Origin of the sequence: Azospira oryzae (assembly GCF_004217225.1) — a bacterium.
In the GTDB taxonomy this organism is placed as follows: Bacteria; Pseudomonadota; Gammaproteobacteria; order Burkholderiales; family Rhodocyclaceae; genus Azospira; species Azospira oryzae.
On record NZ_SHKM01000002.1, the window covers coordinates 305,330 to 321,919 of the forward strand.

Sequence of the window (16,590 nt, forward strand, 5' to 3'; positions counted from 1 at the left end):
GACAGGCGGAAAGCCAATAACCATGCGGCGCTCCATCCCCTTATTACTTATTCGCATAATTCTCCTCACGTACAAACCGGACATTCCTGACAACAAAATCATACGTCATGCTCCGGTCTTTCCCCAAGCCGCCCATGCTCCCCATTAGCACCGCCGATAGGCAGCACCAGATCGGTGACCTCACTCCTGGAACAGATACAGAAGAGACCATGTGGAAAATCGGGGCGTGACTGTCCCGTTTCGCCGCCTGACAGGCGGCTGCGTCCAACAGGCGAGCACAAGGAGAAATGCTGAGAGGAGGCTAGCGGGGCGAGAAGGAGACGGCGACACTGCCAAAACGGGGTATGCCCAAGCACGTCGTCACGTGGTGCAGCACCCGCCTGCCGAGAACCGGCAGGCGGAGAAGAACGGGCTTACTTCCTGCGGAAGATCACATCCCACACGCCATGGCCCAAGCGGATGCCGCGCTGTTCGAACTTGGTCAGGGGGCGGTAGTCGGGGCGGGGGGCGAAGCCGCCGTGGCTGTTGTCCACGGTGTTTTCAAGAAGGGGTTCGGCGGAGAGGACTTCCAGCATCTGCACGGCGTATTCCTCCCAGTCGGTGGCGCAGTGCAGGTAGCCGCCGGGGGCCAGGCGGGAGGCGAGCAGGGCGATCAGCGGCGGCTGCACCAGGCGGCGCTTGTGGTGGCGCTTCTTCGGCCAGGGGTCGGGGAAGTAGATGTGGGCGCCGGCCAGGGAGTTCTCGGGAATCATGTCCCGCAGCACTTCCACGGCGTCGTGCTGGATGATGCGGATATTGCCGAGGTTGCCTTCGGCCACCAGCTTGCACAGGCTGCCGACGCCGGGGGTGTGCACTTCCACTTCGATGAAGTTGGTGTCGGGGCGCACGGCGGCGATCTTGGCCGAGGTCTCGCCCATGCCGAAGCCGATCTCGAACACGGTGGGGGCCTCGCGGCCGAAGGTGGCGGCGAAGTCGAGGAGCTGGGGACGATGCTCGATGCCGATCTTCGGCATCATGTCGTCCAGGTAGCGCAGCTGGGCGCTGGAGACCCGGCCCTGGCGCAGGACGAAGCTGCGGATGTGGCGCTGGGCCAGGGGATTGTCCTGGTCCGCGGCGGAGTCGGCCGGGAGGTCAGCGCCGTCGATGGCGTCACGTTGCGGGTCTTGCATGGTCATCCTTCAGTGGATCATTCAGCGTCAAATGCGTGGTTCAGGGCATGGGCCTTGCCCGGCAGGGCATCGGCCAGGCCGGGGCAGGCCTCGGCGGCGCCGTAGGCGAGACGGCGGCCGACACCGCGGCGCAGCTCGTCCTGCCAGGTCTTCATCAGGGCTTCGCCGTCGGCGGGCTGGTCCGGCTGCTTGGGGTCCGGCAGGCTGGCCATGTCGGCCACCAGGCGCTGCCGGGCCTCGGCTTCGCTGGCGGCGTTGGCCTGTTCCCAGGCGGCGAGGGCGGCGTCGAGCCGTTCCACGGCCTCGGGAGCGGTCTGCTGGCGGCACTGGCTCACCAGTTCCCGGGTTTCCGTGGCCCGGCGCAGGCGCTCCACATCGCCCTTGAGCAGCCATTGGGCTTCCAGGTCGTAGCGGGGCTTGGCCAGGGCTTCGGGCAGGGTGGCGCAGGCGGCCTTCAGTTCGGGACCATCGGTGGACAGGCCCAGGTCGCTCTTCAGCTGCAGGGCCTGGATCAGGTCCAGGCGCCGCACTTCCTCGGCCGGCGGAGTGAAGTAGTAGCGGGCCAGCTCGTATTCGGCCTGCTCGATGCGCACCCGGTTCCTGGCTTCCCAGGCGCCGTAGGCTTCCCGGGCCAGTTCGCCCTCTTCCGGCAACAGGGAACAGGCCCGGGCCAGCAGGGAAATGCCGTGGGAGAGGCCGAACAGGGTTTGCTGGGCCAGGATGCGGGGATGGCCGAAGGCATAGCCCTGGCGCTCCGGGCGGAAGCGGGGCACCGCCGGGGCAGCCGCGACGGGGGCAGCCGCGACGGGGGCGGCCGGAGTCGCCGGGGCGGCGGCCTCGGCAGCGGCCTTGGCTGTGTCTTCCGGCGCCGCTGCGGGCGCCGTGGGAACGGCCGACGGCGCGCTGGCGGCCGGAGCCGGCAGCGGGGCCAGGGGCTGCTCCCTGAAGTCCGGCTCGCCCAGGGGCTGAGCCACGGTTTCCTCGCCGGCAGCGGCTTCCGGCAGGGCGGGCGGCGGCGCGGCAACGGCCTCCTCCTCCTCCGGTGTCACCTTCTGCACCGGGCGCGGCTGGATCACCACGCCCCGGGGCGTGGTCCAGGGGTTGGCCGCATCCAGGCCGCCATCCTCGCTCGGGGTGAACACCCGCTGCAGCAGTTCCAGCAGGGAAGGCTGGTTGGGGTCCGGCGGCGGCGTGAAAATGCTGCCGCCTTCCTCGGCCCGGACGGCCGGCAGGGCCAGCAGCAGGGCGAGGGAGAGCACCGCGAGGCGGGGACGGAAGGCAGGGGCGGCCATGCTCAGTTCTTGCCGATGAGCCCGGTGGTGGGGGAGCTGGGGTCGGCCGAGTAGAGCTTGCGCGGCATGCGGCCGGCGAGAAAGGCCTCGCGCCCGGCCTGCACCGCCTTGTTCATTGCGCTGGCCATCAGCACCGGATTGCCGGCGTGGGCGATGGCGGTGTTCATCAGCACCCCGTCGCAGCCCAGCTCCATGGCGATGGCGGCGTCGGAGGCGGTGCCCACGCCGGCGTCCACGATCACCGGCACCTTGGCGTTGTCGATGATGAGGCGCAGGTTCCAGGGATTGAGGATGCCCATGCCGGAGCCGATGAGGGAGGCCAGGGGCATCACCGCGGCACAGCCGATCTCTTCCAGCATCTTGGCCTGGATGGGGTCGTCGGCGCAGTACACCATGACCTGGAAGCCTTCCTTGACCAGCACTTCGGCGGCCTTGAGGGTTTCCGGCATGTTGGGGAACAGGGTGGTGGGATCGCCCAGCACTTCCAGCTTGACCAGGGCGTGGCCGTCCAGCAGCTCCCGGGCCAGGCGCAGGGTGCGCACGGCTTCGTCGGCGGTGTAGCAGCCGGCGGTGTTGGGCAGGATGGTGAACTGGCTGGGGGGCAGGGCATCCAGCAGGTTGGGCTGGTTCGGGTCCTGGCCGATGTTGGTGCGGCGGATGGCCACGGTCACCATTTCGGCGCCGGAGGCATCGATGGCCTGGCGGGTCTCGGCGAAATCCTTGTACTTGCCGGTGCCGACGATGAGGCGGGAGCGGTAGGTCTTGCCAGCGATGGTCAGTTGTTCCATGGGCTCGGTTCCAGGCGGGAAGGGGTTGGGCGAAGGAGGACGGCGGGCAGCGCCGGCGGCGCGGCGGGCTTAGCCGCCGCCGACGGCGACGACGATCTCGATGCGGTCGCCGCCGGCCAGGGCGGTCTCGCCGTGCTGGCTGCGGGGCACGATGTCGCCGTTGCGCTCCACGGCGATGCGCTTGCCGGCCAGGCCCAGTTCCGCCACCAGGGCGGCCACGGTGAAGGCGGCGTCGCGATCGGGAAATTGGCGGGTTTCGCCGTTGATGTGCAGTTCCATAAGGGGGCGGATTTTACCATGGCCGGCGGCCGCCTCCGGCACCGCTATAATCGCTCCTGCCACCCCATTTTCCCGGACCTGCCCGCCATGAAAGCCCGCCGCCCCGCCCCCTGCCGCCGCTTGCCGGCCGCCCTCCTGGCCGCCCTCTCCCTGATCGCCGGCCCGGCCCTGGCCCAGGTGAGGATCGGCGTCATCGCCTCCTCCACCGGCGTCACCGCCCAGGTGGGCATTCCCCAGAAGAACAGCGTGGCCCTGCTGCCGGCGGAAATCGGCGGGCAGAAGGTGGAATACATCGTCCTCGACGACGCCTCCGACCCCACCAATGCGGTCACCGCGGTGAAGAAGCTGATCGGCGAGCACAAGGTGGATGCCCTGATCGGCCCCACCACCAGCCCCGCCGCCCTGGCCATGCTCGATTTCGTCGCCGAAGCGAAAACGCCCCTGGTCACCACCGTGGGTTCCTCGGCCATCGTCCAGCCCATGGACGAGAAGAAGAAGTGGGTGTTCAAGACCACCCAGAACGACGACCTCATCGCCGAGGCGGTGATCGCCCACATGCAGGCCAGCGGTGTCAGGAGCGTGGGCTTCATCGGCTTCAACGACCCCTACGGCGAGAACTGGCACAAGGTCTTTGCCGCCCTGGCGGAGAAGGCGGGCATCCGTCTGGTGGCCAACGAGCGCTTCGTGCGCACCGACCAGTCGGTGATCGGCCAGGCCTTGAAGCTCATCAGCGCCAAACCGGACGCCATTTTCATCGCCGCCACCGGCGGCCCCGCCGTGCTGCCCCAGGCCACCCTGCTGGAGAAGGGCTACAAGGGCCGGCTCTACCAGACCCACGGCGTCGCCACCAACGACTTCATCAAGCTGGGCGGCAAGGCCGTGGAAGGCACCCTGATGGCCGGCGGCCCCCTGCTGGTGGCCGACGGCCTCAAGGACGGCAACCCGATCAAGGCCGTGGCCCAGGGCTACATCCGGGCCTACGAGGGCCGCTACGGCGCCGGCACCATGTCCACCTTCGGCGCCAATACCTACGATGCGGGCCTGCTGTTGCAGAAGGCCATTCCCCTGGCCCTGAAGAAGGGCCATCCGGGCACGGCGGAATTCCGCACCGCCCTGCGCGACGCCCTGGAACAGTCGAAGGAAGTGGTGGGCGCCCAGGGGGTCTTCAACATGACGCCGGCCAACCATAACGGCATGGACCAGCGGGCACGGCTGATGATGACGGTACAGAACGGCCGCTGGGTACCCCTGCACTAGAGACCTGGGGTATTCCCGGGGGGCCGGGGTAAATGGGCTTATATGTGACGAAAGTCATATATTGCCTGTGTAATCAGCGCTATAAACCCAGCATCGGGCCCAGTCGGGCATCAACCAGGGTGGAAGGGATAGTCAATGGCGAAAGTGAAGACGGGCGCGGCGTTCGGCGCCTCCTTTCGCCTGCTGGGAGCGGGCAGCTATGCCCTGCTGGCGGCAGTGCTGCTGGTGGGCAGCATCCTGGCCCTGCTCCTCGGCCAACTGGAGGTGGACCGCCGCACCAGCGAGGCCCGCACCCAGGCCACCGCCGAACTGGCCGCCGTGCGAGCCCGGCTGGAAGGCCAGATCATGGCCACCTTCAGCATCACCGAAGGCATCGTGCACCTGCTGCGCCACGACGGCAGCATCTCCCCCGAGCGCTTCGCCGGCATGGCCTCCCAGGCCATCGCCGCCGTACCCCACATCCGCAACATCGCCCTAGCACCGGATGACGTCATCCGGCAGGTCTATCCCCTGGCCGGCAACGAGCGGACCCTGGGCTTTGCCTACAGCACCCGGCCGGAACAGTTCGCCACGGTGCGCCGCGCCCGGGAACTGGGCGGCCCCCTCCTGGCCGGCCCGGTGGAACTGGTCCAGGGCGGCCGCGCCCTGATCCACCGACGGCCGGTGTTCATCACCGACAAGGCCGGCGGCAGCCGCTACTGGGGCGTGGCCTCCATAGTGGCCGACGTGGACCGCCTGCTCAGCGTCGGCGGCATCGGCCGGGAAAGCCCCCTCAACCTGGCCCTACGCGGCAAAGACGGAGAAGGCGCCGACGGCGGCATGATCTGGGGCGACAGTGCGGTATTCGCCCAGCAACCAGTGCTGATGAACGTCAGCGTACCCGGCGGCACCTGGCAGCTGGCGGGCCTGCCCAAGGCGGGCTGGCCCAGCACCAATCTGCTGCACTCGCCCCTGTTCCTGGTGGCCCTGGCCAACACCCTGCTGCTGCTCTATTTCGTCGCCCAGCTGATGCGGCGCAACAGGCTCATTCGCGAGCGCAACGGGGTGCTCTCCCGAGAAATCGCCGAGCGCAAGGAAATCCAGGCCTCCCTGGCCCAGAGCGAGGGGCGCTTCCGTACCCTCTTCGAATATTCCCCCGACCCCACCTGGATCGTCCGCCAGGGGGCCTTTTCCGAGGCCAACGCGGCGGCCCTGGAAATGTTCGGCTTCAAGGATTTTTCCCAGTTCCGGGGCATTTCCCCCATCGACCTGTCGCCGGCCCGGCAGCCCGACGGCCAGACCTCGGCGGAGAAGGCCAAGGCCATGATGGAAATCGCCGTGGCCCGGGGCCTGCACCGCTTTGAGTGGACGCACCAGCGCTGCGACGGCAGCCTGTTCCCGGCGGAAGTGACCCTCAGCGCCATGCAGCTCAACGAGTTGCCGGTGCTCCATGCCGTGGTGCGCGACATCTCCGAGCGCAAGCAGGCCGAGGCGGAACTGGAGCGGCAGCGCAGCCTGCTCGGCGCCATCGTGGACCATGCCCCCTCCCTGATCTACATGTTCGACACGGAGGGCCGCCTGCGCCTGGGCAACCGCCTCTTCGAAAAGGTGGTCGGCCGCCCCCGCGCCTCCATGGAAGGGCTGCTGCGGGAAAGCTTCATGTCCCCCGCCCTGGCTTTGCAGCACCGGCACAACGACGAACTGGTGATGCAGGCGGGCAAGCCCATGCGCTTCGAGGAACAGGCCCTGGACGGCGGCGTGGCGCGCACCTACCTCACCACCAAATGCCCGCTGCCGGCACCGGACGGCAGCCTGCGCGGCGTCCTCGGCATTTCCACCGACATCACGGAAATCAAGCAGACCACGGAACAGCTGCGCCTGGCAGGGGTGGTCATGGAGAACACCGCCGACGGGGTCATGATCACCGACGCCCGGGGCATCATCCTCTCGGTGAACAAGGCATTCACCGACATCACCGGCTACACCGCCGCCGAAGCCCTGGGCCAGCTGCCCAGCCTGCTGCGTTCGGACCGCCAGGAACCGGAGTTCTACCGCCTGATGTGGGAGACCCTGGCCAGCACCGGCATCTGGCGCGGCGAGATATGGAACCGGCGCAAGAACGGCGCCCTCTTCCCCGAGTGGCTGACCATCAATGCCGTACTCGACCAGGAGGGCAAGCCGGTCAATTACGTCGGCGTCTTCTCCGACATTTCCGCCATCAAGCATTCCCAGGACGAACTGGAGCGGCTGGCCCATTTCGACCCCCTCACCGGCCTGCCCAACCGCACCCTCTTCCACGACCGCCTGCAGCACGCCCTGGAGCGGGCCCAGCGCTACGGCCAGGAACTGGCGGTGCTGCTGCTGGACCTGGACGGCTTCAAGACGGTGAACGACAGCCTGGGCCACCCCACCGGCGACCTGCTGCTGCAGCAGGCGGCCCACCGCTTCAAGGAATGCGTGCGGGTGGAGGACACGGTGTCCCGCCTGGGTGGCGACGAGTTCGCCATCATCCTCAACAACCTGGCCCAGGGCACGGACGCCATCAGTGTGGTGAAGAAGCTGCTGCAGGCCCTGCAGGAACCCTTCGACCTGGACGGTACCGCCGCCCTGGTCACCACCAGCATCGGCATCGCCATCGCCCCCCTCGACGGCGACACGCCGGAAGCCCTGGTGCGCAATGCCGACACCGCCATGTACGGGGCCAAGGAAGGGGGCCGCAACAGCTACCGCTTCTACCAGGCCGACATGACCCGCCGCGCCCAGGAACGGCTGACCCAGGAACGCTCCCTGCGCCGGGCCCTGGAAGAAGGGGAATTCGAGGTCTGGTACCAGCCCAAGCTGGAACTGGCCGACGGCCGCCTGTGCGGCGCCGAGGCCCTGCTGCGCTGGCGCGACCCGGCCCGGGGTCTGGTGTCGCCGGCCGAGTTCATCCCCCTGGCCGAACGCACCGGACTGATCGTGCCCATCGGCGAACTGGTGCTCGACCAGGTCTGCCGCCAGGCCCGCCAGTGGGCGGACCGGGGCCTGCTGGCCGGGCGCATCGCCGTCAATGTGGCGGCCCTGCAGATCGAGCGCAGCGACTATGCGGCGACCCTGCGCCAGGCCCTGGAAAAGCACGGTCTGCCGGCCACGGCCCTGGAGGTGGAAGTGACCGAAAGCCTGATCATGGAAAGCCCGAACCATGCCCGGCAGGTGCTGTGCGACATCCAGACCCTGGGGGTGACCACGGCGGTGGACGACTTCGGCACCGGTTATTCCTCCCTGGCCTATCTCAAGGTGCTGCCCATCAACCATCTGAAGATCGACCGGGCCTTCGTCGCCGACCTGCCCCACAACGCCAACGACGTGGCCATCGCCCGCGCCATCATCGCCCTCGGCCACTCCCTGGGATTCCACATCACCGCCGAAGGCATCGAGACCCAGGAGCAGCTGGAATTCCTGCGCGGAGCCGGCTGCGACCAGGGTCAGGGCTACCTGTTCGGCCGGCCCATGCCGGCGGCGGACTTCACCGCCTGGATGCAGCAACGCCGCGCCTGAAGGGGATCAGCGCACCAGGACGAAGCGCCCCTGCTGGATCTCGGTGAAAAAGGCCTGCCGCGTGGTATCGCCGAAGGCGTCGAAACTGATCTGCTGCTGCAGGCCCTGGTAGGGGCCGTACTTGAGCACCGCCGCCTTGACGCTGTCACCCCGCTGGCGCCGGCTGAGGGCGGTGAACAGCACCGTCGCCGCATCGTAGGCCGCCACCGCACTGTAGCCCGGCAGGCGCTGGAAGCGCTGGGCAAAGGCGTCGCGGAAGGCCACGTAGCGGGGGGATTCGTCATAGCGGTTGTAGTTCTGCAGGATCAGCAGCCCTTCCACCAGGGAGCCCCCCAGTTCGGTCAGCTGCTCCGACGCCGCCCATTCCGAGGCGGCAATGGGCAGCCGGGGCGCCTGCCGGCGCGACTGCTGGGCCAGGCGGGCCACATCGATGGCGCCGGCGATGTAGAGCAGGCCGTCCGGGTCGTTCCTGAGCAGGCGCCGCACCACCTGGGCGAAATCCGTGTCGGGCTGGGAGTCGTAGGCCGCTTCGGCAACGATGGCGCCGCCGCTGCTAGTGAAGGCGCGGCGGAACTCCTCCAGCCAGGATTCGGAAAAGACCCGGTTGCGGGTGTCGTAGGCCACGGCGACGCGGCGCTGGCCCCGCTGGTAAAGCATGCGAGCGTAGTCGCCGGCATTGTCCCGGGTGCTGCGGTTGATGCGCACCAGGTTGTCGTCCTTGGCGTAAAAGGCCATGGCGCTGAGGGTCGGACTGATCAGCAGGGTGTCGCTGCGGGCCAGCACCGGCACGGCCGCCGCCGCCATGGCCGAGGTGAAGGGGCCGATCACCGCCTCCACCCGCGCCTGGCCCAGCTCCGCCGCCGCCCGGGCAGCGGTCTCGGCCTTCTGGGCATCGTCCCGGGCAATCAGCTCGATGGGGCGGCCCTGGATGCCGCCTTCCCGGTTCCACTGCTCGACCGCCAGGATGACGCCGTTGCGCCCGGCATCCCCCACATCCGTGTTGCGGTCGGAAAGACCACCGAGAAAGCCGATGCGCACCGGCTCCGGTTCGCCGCAAGCGGCCAGCAGCAGGGTACCGAGGAGGATCAGGGCAGCCAGGGGCTTGCGCATGGGAAAGCTCCGCTTTGGTGGTTGGGACCATGCACTAATTCCACGCATGGTCGCCGAAAGATTCTGATAATACTAAGATAATAGACGGCAGATCATTCACCTAACCCCGGCGGCCGCCCGGCCGTCGCCCCGGTGCCCATCATGGCCTTGCACCCACACTTCCTTTCCCGCTGGCAGCGGGCCTGGCGCCGCTCCCTGCACATCCGCCTGGTGGTACTGGGCCTGGTGCCCATGCTCGTCACCCTGCCGGTGATCATGGCCGTGCTGGTGGTGGGCGGCCAGCGTTTCGACGAGCTGCTGGAGGCCAATGCCCACGCCCATCTGATCAGCACCCGCAACTATCTGGAGCAGATCCGCAACCGCTCCGGCCAGCAGGTGCTGCAGCAGGCCCTCTCCGAGCGCCTGCCCCAGTTGCTCAAGGCCCACCGCGGCAACGACCCGACCCTGGGCAAGGTGCTCGACGTGTGGGCGGAATCGGCGGGCCTGGACTATCTCATCGTCGCCACCGAGGACGGCCAGATCATCGCCGCCAGCACCGACGCCGTGCCCGGCACCCGCCTGCCCCGCTCCTTTGTCGTGCGCCAGGTGCTGACCGGACTGCCGGTATCGGCCTACGAGCGCTTCGATGCGGAACAGCTGGCCCGCCTCGGCTCCCGTTTTCCCGCCCGGGCCCGGGTCGAGGTGGCGGGGGCGCCGAAGGGCGAGGCGGAGACCCGGGGCCTGCTCATCAACGCCGCCGCCCACCTGCCCCTCAGCGGCGATTACGGAGATGCCATCCTCTTCGGCGGCATCCTGCTCAACAACAACCTGGCCCTGATCGACAACATCCGGGAGGTGGTTTTCCCGGTGGGCACCCTGCCGGGCGGCGACAGCGGCACCGCCACCCTGTTCCTCGACGACATCCGCGTCGCCACCAACGTGCAGCTGGCCAACGGCCAGCGGGCCCTGGGCACCCGGGCCAGTGCCGAGGTCAATCAGGCGGTGCTGGAAGAAGGCGGCACCTGGGTGCGGCGGGCCCGGGTGGTGGACAGCTGGCAGATCGCCGGCTACCAGGCCCTGCTCGACGGCGAGGGGCGGCGCATCGGCATGATCTACTCCGGCTTTCCGGAAACCTACTACCAGAACGAGAAGCACCTGCTCCTGGGCGGCATTTCGCTGGTGCTGGGCCTGAGCATGCTGCTGCTCACCTATGCCTTCCTGAAGAAATCCCGCCGCCTCACCGACCGCCTGCAGCGCATCCGCGACGCCATGACCGACTTCGGCCAGGGCCGCACCCTGGCCCGGGTCGGGCGCATGGAGGAAGAGGACGAGATCGGCCAGCTGGCCGGCCATTTCGACGCCCTGCTCGATGCCCTGGATGCCAAGGAGAAGGCCCGGGCCCATACCGAATGGGTGCTGCGCAAACGCATGCAGGAACTGGCCTGCCTCTACGAAATATCCCGGGTCACGGAAGACCCGGCCCTGGGCCTGGGGGAAATCCTGGAACGGGTGGTGGGCCTCATTCCGCCGGGCTGGCGCTGGCCCCGGCAGACCTTCGCCTGCATCGAGTTCGGCGGTGTCCGTTACGCCACCCCGGGCCACCCGGCCGCAACCGGCGGCCACCGGGTCACCTTCCGCACCCCGGGGGGCGACCAGGGCACCCTGACGGTGCTGTGCCAGCCCGACGGCGAGCACGACACGGCCCTGCTGCCGGAGGAGCGGACCCTGCAGGAAAGCATCGCCCAGCGCCTCGGCGACGCCATCGGCCGCCTGCAGACCCGCAGCGCCCTGCGCGAGCGAGAGGACATCTTCAGCGCCATCGCCGCCCAGGCGCCGGAGAGCATCTGCCTGATCGACGCCGAGAGCGGCCGCTTCATCGAATTCAACGACATGACCTGCGCCAGCCTGGGCTACACCCGGGAAGAACTGGCCGGCCTCTCCATCGCCGACCTGGAGGCGGAGATGGACCCGCAGCAGGTCCGCCAGGCCCTGGCCGCCGTCATCCGGGACGGCCAGCACAGCACGGAAACCCGCCTGCGGCGCAAGGACGGCCAGGTGCGGGACTTCTGGGTCAGCAACCGGCGGGTGGAAATGGACGGGCGCCTCGGCTGCGCCTCCGTCTGGCGCGACATCACCGAGCGCAAGGAGCAGGCCCGGGCCATGGCCAGCGAAGTTTCCATGCGCCGGGCCCTGTTCGAGCACAGCCGGGACGGCCTGGTGCTGCTCACCGAGGACGGCGCCGTGGCCGAAGCCAATCCGGCCATGGCGGCCATGCTCGGCTACACGCCGGAGGAAATGGAACGGCTCCACGTGTGGGACTGGGACGCCGCGATTCCCCGGGAACAGATCACCGCCATGCTGCGGGCCCTGAGCAAGGGCGGCGAGTTCTTCCAGACCGTGCACCGCCACAAGGACGGCCGCACCTTCAACGTGGAAGTGAGCGCCAGCCGTGTCGAGTGGGAAGGCCAGGCCTATGTGCTGTGTCTGCACCGGGACATCACCTTCCGCCTGCGCCTGGAACAGGAACTGGAACAGCACCGCCACCACCTGGAGGAGCTGGTGCACGCCCGCACCATGGAGCTGGCCGAAGCCCGGGACGAAGCGGAGAGTGCCAGCCGGGCCAAGAGCGCCTTCCTGGCCAACATGAGCCACGAGATCCGCACCCCCATGAACGCCATCCTCGGCCTCTCCCACCTGCTGGGGCGGGAGGTGGGCGACGCCCGGGCCCGGGAGCGGGTGGACAAGATCCACGGTGCCGCCACCCATCTGCTCAACATCATCAACGACATCCTGGACCTGTCCAAGATCGAGGCCGAGAAGCTGCATCTGGACCTGCAGGACTTCCCCCTGGCGCGCCTCTTCGACAATGCGGAAAACCTGCTGCGGCCCCAGCTGGAAGCCAAGGGCCTGCGCCTGGAGCGGCACCTCGACCCGGCCCTGCCCCCCGTCCTGCGGGGCGACGCCATGCGCCTGCAGCAGATCCTGGTGAACTTCCTCAGCAATGCGGTGAAGTTCTCCGACCAGGGTCACATCACCCTGGGCGCCCGCCTGCTCAGCCGCAGCCAGAGCCAGGTGGAGCTGCGCCTGGAGGTGGCGGACCAGGGCATCGGCATCGCCCCGGAGCAGCAGGCCGCCCTGTTCCAGGCCTTCGAGCAGGCCGACAACTCCACCACCCGCAAGTACGGCGGCACGGGCCTGGGCCTGGCCATCAGCAAGCGCCTCATCCGGCTCATGGGCGGCGACATCGGGGTGGACAGCAAGCCGGGCCAGGGCAGCGTCTTCTGGATCAGCCTGCGCCTGGAGGTGGCAGACACCGCGGCCGGCACCACCGCCGCAACTGCAGAGCAGGAACTGCCGGCCCGCCTGCGCGCCCGCCACGGCGGCTGCCGCATCCTCCTGGCGGAAGACAACGCCCTCAACCAGGAGGTGGCCCAGGACCTGCTGCACGATGCCGGCCTGGCCGTCAGCGTGGCCGAGGACGGGCACCAGGCGGTGAGCCTGGCCCAGTCCGGCGGCTTCGACCTGGTGCTGATGGATGTGAACATGCCCCACCTGGACGGCCTGCAGGCCACCCGGGCCATCCGGGAGCTGCCCGGCTGCGCCGACCTGCCCATCCTGGCCATGACTGCCGGCGCCTTCGCCGAAGACCGGGCGCGTTGCCTGGAAGCCGGCATGAACGACTTCGTGGCCAAGCCGGTGGTCCCCGAGGTGCTCTACCAGGCCCTGCTGCGCTGGCTGCCGGCCCGCACCCCGGCGGCGGAGCCGACGCCCGGCAACGGCGCCAACGGGGAGCAGGCCCAGCTGCTCAACCGGCTGCACACGCTGCTGGCCGGCGACGACATGCAGGCCAGCCTGCTCTGGCAGCAGTCCGCACACCTGCTGCTGCCCCTGCTCGGCGCCTGGGGCCCCCAGATCGACCAGGCCATCGAGTACTTCGATTTCGACCGGGCCCTGAGCCTGCTCGAGGCGGCCACCCGGGAGGCGGTCCAGCCGGCCGGCGCCGGCTAGGCGGCCCCGGCGCCAAAACATGTAAAGGAAGTTGTCGCAACGCCCCGAAACGGCCCGGATGATCTAAGATTCTGCCTTCGGCAACCGTTTCAGCAACCGTCTTTCCCGGCACCAGAACCCCATGCGTTTTTCTTTCCGCCCCCTTGTCTTACTCACCCTGAGCGGATTGCTGCTGGCGGGCTGCGCCTCCCGCCCCACGCCGGCCTACAAGCACGAGTCCTTCGACAGCAATTCCCCCTTCGAATACTGGAGCACCCGGGTTCCCGCCAACGCCTGCGAACTGGGGCGCCGGGCCCTGCTCAGCCAGGGCTACCAGGTGGAAGAGACCAAGCCCGAAAGCATCCGCGGCGAGAAGCTGTTCCAGCCCGAGGCCGATTACGGCATGCGCCTTTCCATCAGCCTGGTATGCCTGCCCAGCAACGTCGGCACCGTCATCTACGCCAACGCCCGCCAGACCCGCTTCGCCCTCAAGGCCGGCAGCAGCAGCGCCGGCCTCAGCGTCACCGGCATCGGCTCCATCTCCCTGCCCTGGGTGGCGGACAAGGATTCCCTGGTCAAGGTGGGCGAGGAAACCATCGCCGACCCGGACTTCTACAAGCGCCTCTTCGCCCTCATCGACAGCCTGGACGGCGGCAGCAACAACAACTGAACGCACCGCGCCAAAAACAAAGGCCAGCCTCCCGGGCTGGCCTTTTTGCTTTGCGGCGGCGCCTCAGGCCGGCTGGGCCACGGGCTGCACCGGCTTTTCCCGGATCGGCAGGTTCACCAGGGCGGCGGCCGCCGCCAGGGCGATGTCGGCGTACCACATCCAGCCGTAGTCGCCGAAGCGGGTCAGGGTCAGGCCCCCCAGGTAGGCGCCGAGAAAGCCGCCGATCTGGTGCGAGAGCAGGGTCAGGCCGAACAGGGTGCCCAGGTAGCGCACGCCGAAAAGCTTGCCGACGATGGCCGCCGTCGGCGGCACCGTGGCCAGCCAGGTGAAGCCGAGGCCGGCGGCGAACAGGTAGTAGGTCCATTCCGTGCGCGGCATCATCAGGTACCAGATGATGAGCAGGGCGCGGGAGGCGTACATGGCCGCCAGGATGTACTTGCTGCGGTAGCGGGCCACACAGGAGCCGGCATAGAGACTGCCGAAGATGTTGGCCAGGCCGATGATGGCCAGGGACCAGCTGGCCACCGAGGGCGGCAGTCCGCACAGGTTCACCTCGCCGGGCAGGTGGGTTACGAGGAAGGCGATGTGGAAGCCGCAGGTGAAAAAGCCGGCATGCAGCAGCAGGTAGCTGCGGTCGCCCATGGCCTCCTTCACCGCCTGGCCAAGACCGCCGCCAGTGGCCGCTGTCGGGGCATGGGCCGGCGGAGCCCCCGCCAGACGGCCCACCAGGGGCAGGGCCGCCAGGGTGGCAATGGCCATGGCCCACAGGGCACCCATCCAGCCGATGCTCTGGATCAGGCGCTGCAGGATGGGGGCGAAGACGAACTGGCCGAAGGAGCCGCCGGCGTTGATGACCCCGGAGGCTGCACCCCGGGCCTCCACCGGCAGGCGCTGGGCGGCGGCGCCGATGAGCACGGAAAAGCTGCCGGCGCCGGCGCCCATGGCCGACAGCAGGCCGATGGAAAAGATCAGGCCCAGGCCCGAATCCATGAAGGGCGTCAGGGCGCTGCCGACTGCGAGCACCAGCAGGCCGCCGATGAGCACCGCCCGGGCGCCGTAGCGGTCGGCCACGGCCCCCGCCACGGGCTGGATGGCGCCCCAGGTGAACTGGCCCACGGCCATGGCCAGGCTGATGCTGGCGATGCCCAGGCCGGTGTGGGTATTGAGGGGCGCGACGAAGAGGCCGAGGGACTGCCGGGCACCCATGGTCACCATGAGAATGCCGGCCGCCGCCAGGGTGGTCACCAGCACTTCCGGCCGGCTCAGGGTACGAAACATGGCAATCCTTCCCGGCCCGTACGGACCAAATCAATCGGATTCCACTCTAGTCAGCAAATCGGCGACGAAACAGCCCATAATCCCCGCATCAACGTCAACGGATCATTGACACCATGGCCTGGCTTCCCAGTTGGCACAGTTTCCTCAAGGTCGTCGAAAGCGGCAGCATGGCCGCCGCCGCCCGGCAGCTGGACTGCACCCGGGCCCAGGTCAGCAAGCAGATCGGCGACCTGGAACGATCCCTCGGCCAGCGCCTGTTCGAGCGAGCCACCCGCCGCCTCAGCCTGACCCCCGCCGGCGAAGTATTCCTCCAGCACGCCCGCCGCGCCCTGGAAGCGGTGGACAGCGCCGAACTGGCCCTGCGCCACCTGGGCGAAACGCCCCAGGGCGTGCTGCGCATCAGCGCCACCCTGGCCTTCGGCCGCCGCTACATCGCCCCCCTGCTGCCGTCCATGGTCGAGAAATACCCGGGCCTGGAATGTGAGCTGGTACTCACCGACCAGCTGGTGGACCTGGTGGCCGACCGCATCGACCTGGCCCTCCGCCTGACCAAGGCCCCGCCCGAAGACGCCGTGGCCCGCCCCCTGCTGCAACTGGAACGCCACCTCTGCGCCGCCCCCGCCTACCTGGCCGCCCACGGCGCGCCCCAGACGCCCCAGGACCTGCCCCTGCACCGCTGCTTCAGCTACCTGTTCACCGACGACGGCCACTGGCGCCTGACCGACCGGGAAGGAGCCGAGATCCGGGTGCCCATCCACAGCCCCCTGCGCTACAACAATCTGGAATGCCTGGAAGACGCCATCCTCGCCGGCCAGGGCATCGGCATCCTGCCCGACTTCCTGTGCGCCCCGGCCCTGGCCGACGGCCGCCTGATCCGGGTGCTGCCCGACCACGAACCCCAGGTCCGCTTCGGCCGCCACCTCTACGCCTGCTACACCCCCAGCCGCATCCGCCTGCCCAAGGTCAAGGTCTTCCTGGCCGAACTGGAAGCGGCCCTGACGCCGGTGCCGCCGTGGCGGCAGGAGCGGAAATGAAGAAGGCCAGTCGCGGAGGACTGGCCTTTTGAGTATCCGATGGAGCGGGCGATGGGAATCGAGCACGTGGGTCTAAGCTCATCAAGCTGTCCAAGACCAGCGCTAACAAGATGAAAAGAATAAATTCTATATTTCACCAAAGGAGTAGCGGTTCAAGCCGCATCAGCCCAATTTACTACCTTATTTGACTGACTTGGATTCCACTACGACCAAAACGTGACCAGACGCGTG

At 68.5% G+C, this 16,590-nt stretch carries 11 protein-coding genes; 5 read left to right on the forward strand and 6 right to left on the reverse strand.

Features of this window, described 5'->3' with window-relative positions; genetic code table 11:
* Nucleotides 1–413: 413 nt before the first annotated feature.
* The 4 genes from trmB to thiS form a co-directional block, all read right to left on the reverse strand.
* On the reverse strand, nt 414–1,169 hold the full coding sequence (trmB, locus tag EV678_RS10550; protein WP_232058795.1) for a tRNA (guanosine(46)-N7)-methyltransferase TrmB: 756 nt from the start codon (nt 1,167–1,169) through the stop codon (nt 414–416).
* Nucleotides 1,170–1,186: 17 nt separating this feature from the next.
* Nucleotides 1,187–2,461 carry a hypothetical protein gene (locus tag EV678_RS10555; protein WP_130459503.1) on the reverse strand — a complete coding sequence of 425 codons (1,275 nt, stop codon included), beginning with the start codon at nt 2,459–2,461 and terminating at the stop codon, nt 1,187–1,189.
* A gap of 2 nt (nt 2,462–2,463) precedes the next feature.
* Nucleotides 2,464–3,249, reverse strand: coding sequence for a thiazole synthase (locus EV678_RS10560; RefSeq protein ID WP_014236119.1), 786 nt, complete (start codon nt 3,247–3,249; stop codon nt 2,464–2,466).
* 69 nt (nt 3,250–3,318) lie between these two features.
* Nucleotides 3,319–3,528 (reverse strand): sulfur carrier protein ThiS, encoded by a 210-nt coding sequence (gene thiS / locus EV678_RS10565; protein WP_014236118.1) that lies wholly within the window; start codon nt 3,526–3,528, stop codon nt 3,319–3,321.
* Nucleotides 3,529–3,615: 87 nt separating this feature from the next.
* On the opposite strand from thiS, the gene EV678_RS10570 reads away from it, so the two are divergent.
* On the forward strand, nt 3,616–4,785 hold the full coding sequence (locus EV678_RS10570) for an ABC transporter substrate-binding protein (RefSeq protein ID WP_165397501.1): 1,170 nt from the start codon (nt 3,616–3,618) through the stop codon (nt 4,783–4,785).
* A 135-nt stretch (nt 4,786–4,920) separates the two neighbouring features.
* Nucleotides 4,921–8,301: a bifunctional diguanylate cyclase/phosphodiesterase gene (locus EV678_RS10575; protein ID WP_130459505.1), complete on the forward strand. Its 3,381-nt coding sequence runs from the start codon at nt 4,921–4,923 to the stop codon at nt 8,299–8,301.
* A 6-nt stretch (nt 8,302–8,307) separates the two neighbouring features.
* Here the strand turns inward: EV678_RS10575 and EV678_RS10580 are convergent, their stop codons facing one another.
* Nucleotides 8,308–9,411 carry an ABC transporter substrate-binding protein gene (locus tag EV678_RS10580; RefSeq protein WP_130459506.1) on the reverse strand — a complete coding sequence of 368 codons (1,104 nt, stop codon included), beginning with the start codon at nt 9,409–9,411 and terminating at the stop codon, nt 8,308–8,310.
* A gap of 141 nt (nt 9,412–9,552) precedes the next feature.
* Between EV678_RS10580 and EV678_RS10585 the strand changes: the two genes are divergently transcribed.
* Together EV678_RS10585 and EV678_RS10590 are read left to right on the forward strand one after the other, a co-directional pair.
* Nucleotides 9,553–13,398: a PAS domain S-box protein gene (locus tag EV678_RS10585; RefSeq protein ID WP_130459507.1), complete on the forward strand. Its 3,846-nt coding sequence runs from the start codon at nt 9,553–9,555 to the stop codon at nt 13,396–13,398.
* A 121-nt stretch (nt 13,399–13,519) separates the two neighbouring features.
* A complete protein-coding gene (locus EV678_RS10590; RefSeq protein WP_014236113.1) occupies nt 13,520–14,047 on the forward strand; it encodes a DUF2242 domain-containing protein in 528 nt (175 codons plus the stop codon).
* A 63-nt stretch (nt 14,048–14,110) separates the two neighbouring features.
* Here EV678_RS10590 and EV678_RS10595 read toward each other — a convergent pair whose 3' ends face one another.
* Nucleotides 14,111–15,325, reverse strand: coding sequence for an MFS transporter (locus EV678_RS10595; protein WP_014236112.1), 1,215 nt, complete (start codon nt 15,323–15,325; stop codon nt 14,111–14,113).
* Between the two features lie 113 nt (nt 15,326–15,438).
* On the opposite strand from EV678_RS10595, the gene EV678_RS10600 reads away from it, so the two are divergent.
* The gene (locus EV678_RS10600; RefSeq protein ID WP_130459508.1) at nt 15,439–16,359 is read left to right on the forward strand and encodes a LysR family transcriptional regulator; all 921 of its coding nucleotides are present in this window, start codon (nt 15,439–15,441) and stop codon (nt 16,357–16,359) included.
* Nucleotides 16,360–16,590 lie beyond the last annotated feature (231 nt).

Coding starts and splice junctions, on each gene's coding strand:
- trmB (WP_232058795.1), bottom strand. CDS start 1,169: ATGCAAGACCCGCAACGTGACGCCATCGACGGCGCTGACCTCCCGGCC.
- EV678_RS10555 (WP_130459503.1), bottom strand. CDS start 2,461: ATGGCCGCCCCTGCCTTCCGTCCCCGCCTCGCGGTGCTCTCCCTCGCC.
- EV678_RS10560 (WP_014236119.1), bottom strand. CDS start 3,249: ATGGAACAACTGACCATCGCTGGCAAGACCTACCGCTCCCGCCTCATC.
- thiS (WP_014236118.1), bottom strand. CDS start 3,528: ATGGAACTGCACATCAACGGCGAAACCCGCCAATTTCCCGATCGCGAC.
- EV678_RS10570 (WP_165397501.1), top strand. CDS start 3,616: ATGAAAGCCCGCCGCCCCGCCCCCTGCCGCCGCTTGCCGGCCGCCCTC.
- EV678_RS10575 (WP_130459505.1), top strand. CDS start 4,921: ATGGCGAAAGTGAAGACGGGCGCGGCGTTCGGCGCCTCCTTTCGCCTG.
- EV678_RS10580 (WP_130459506.1), bottom strand. CDS start 9,411: ATGCGCAAGCCCCTGGCTGCCCTGATCCTCCTCGGTACCCTGCTGCTG.
- EV678_RS10585 (WP_130459507.1), top strand. CDS start 9,553: ATGGCCTTGCACCCACACTTCCTTTCCCGCTGGCAGCGGGCCTGGCGC.
- EV678_RS10590 (WP_014236113.1), top strand. CDS start 13,520: ATGCGTTTTTCTTTCCGCCCCCTTGTCTTACTCACCCTGAGCGGATTG.
- EV678_RS10595 (WP_014236112.1), bottom strand. CDS start 15,325: ATGTTTCGTACCCTGAGCCGGCCGGAAGTGCTGGTGACCACCCTGGCG.
- EV678_RS10600 (WP_130459508.1), top strand. CDS start 15,439: ATGGCCTGGCTTCCCAGTTGGCACAGTTTCCTCAAGGTCGTCGAAAGC.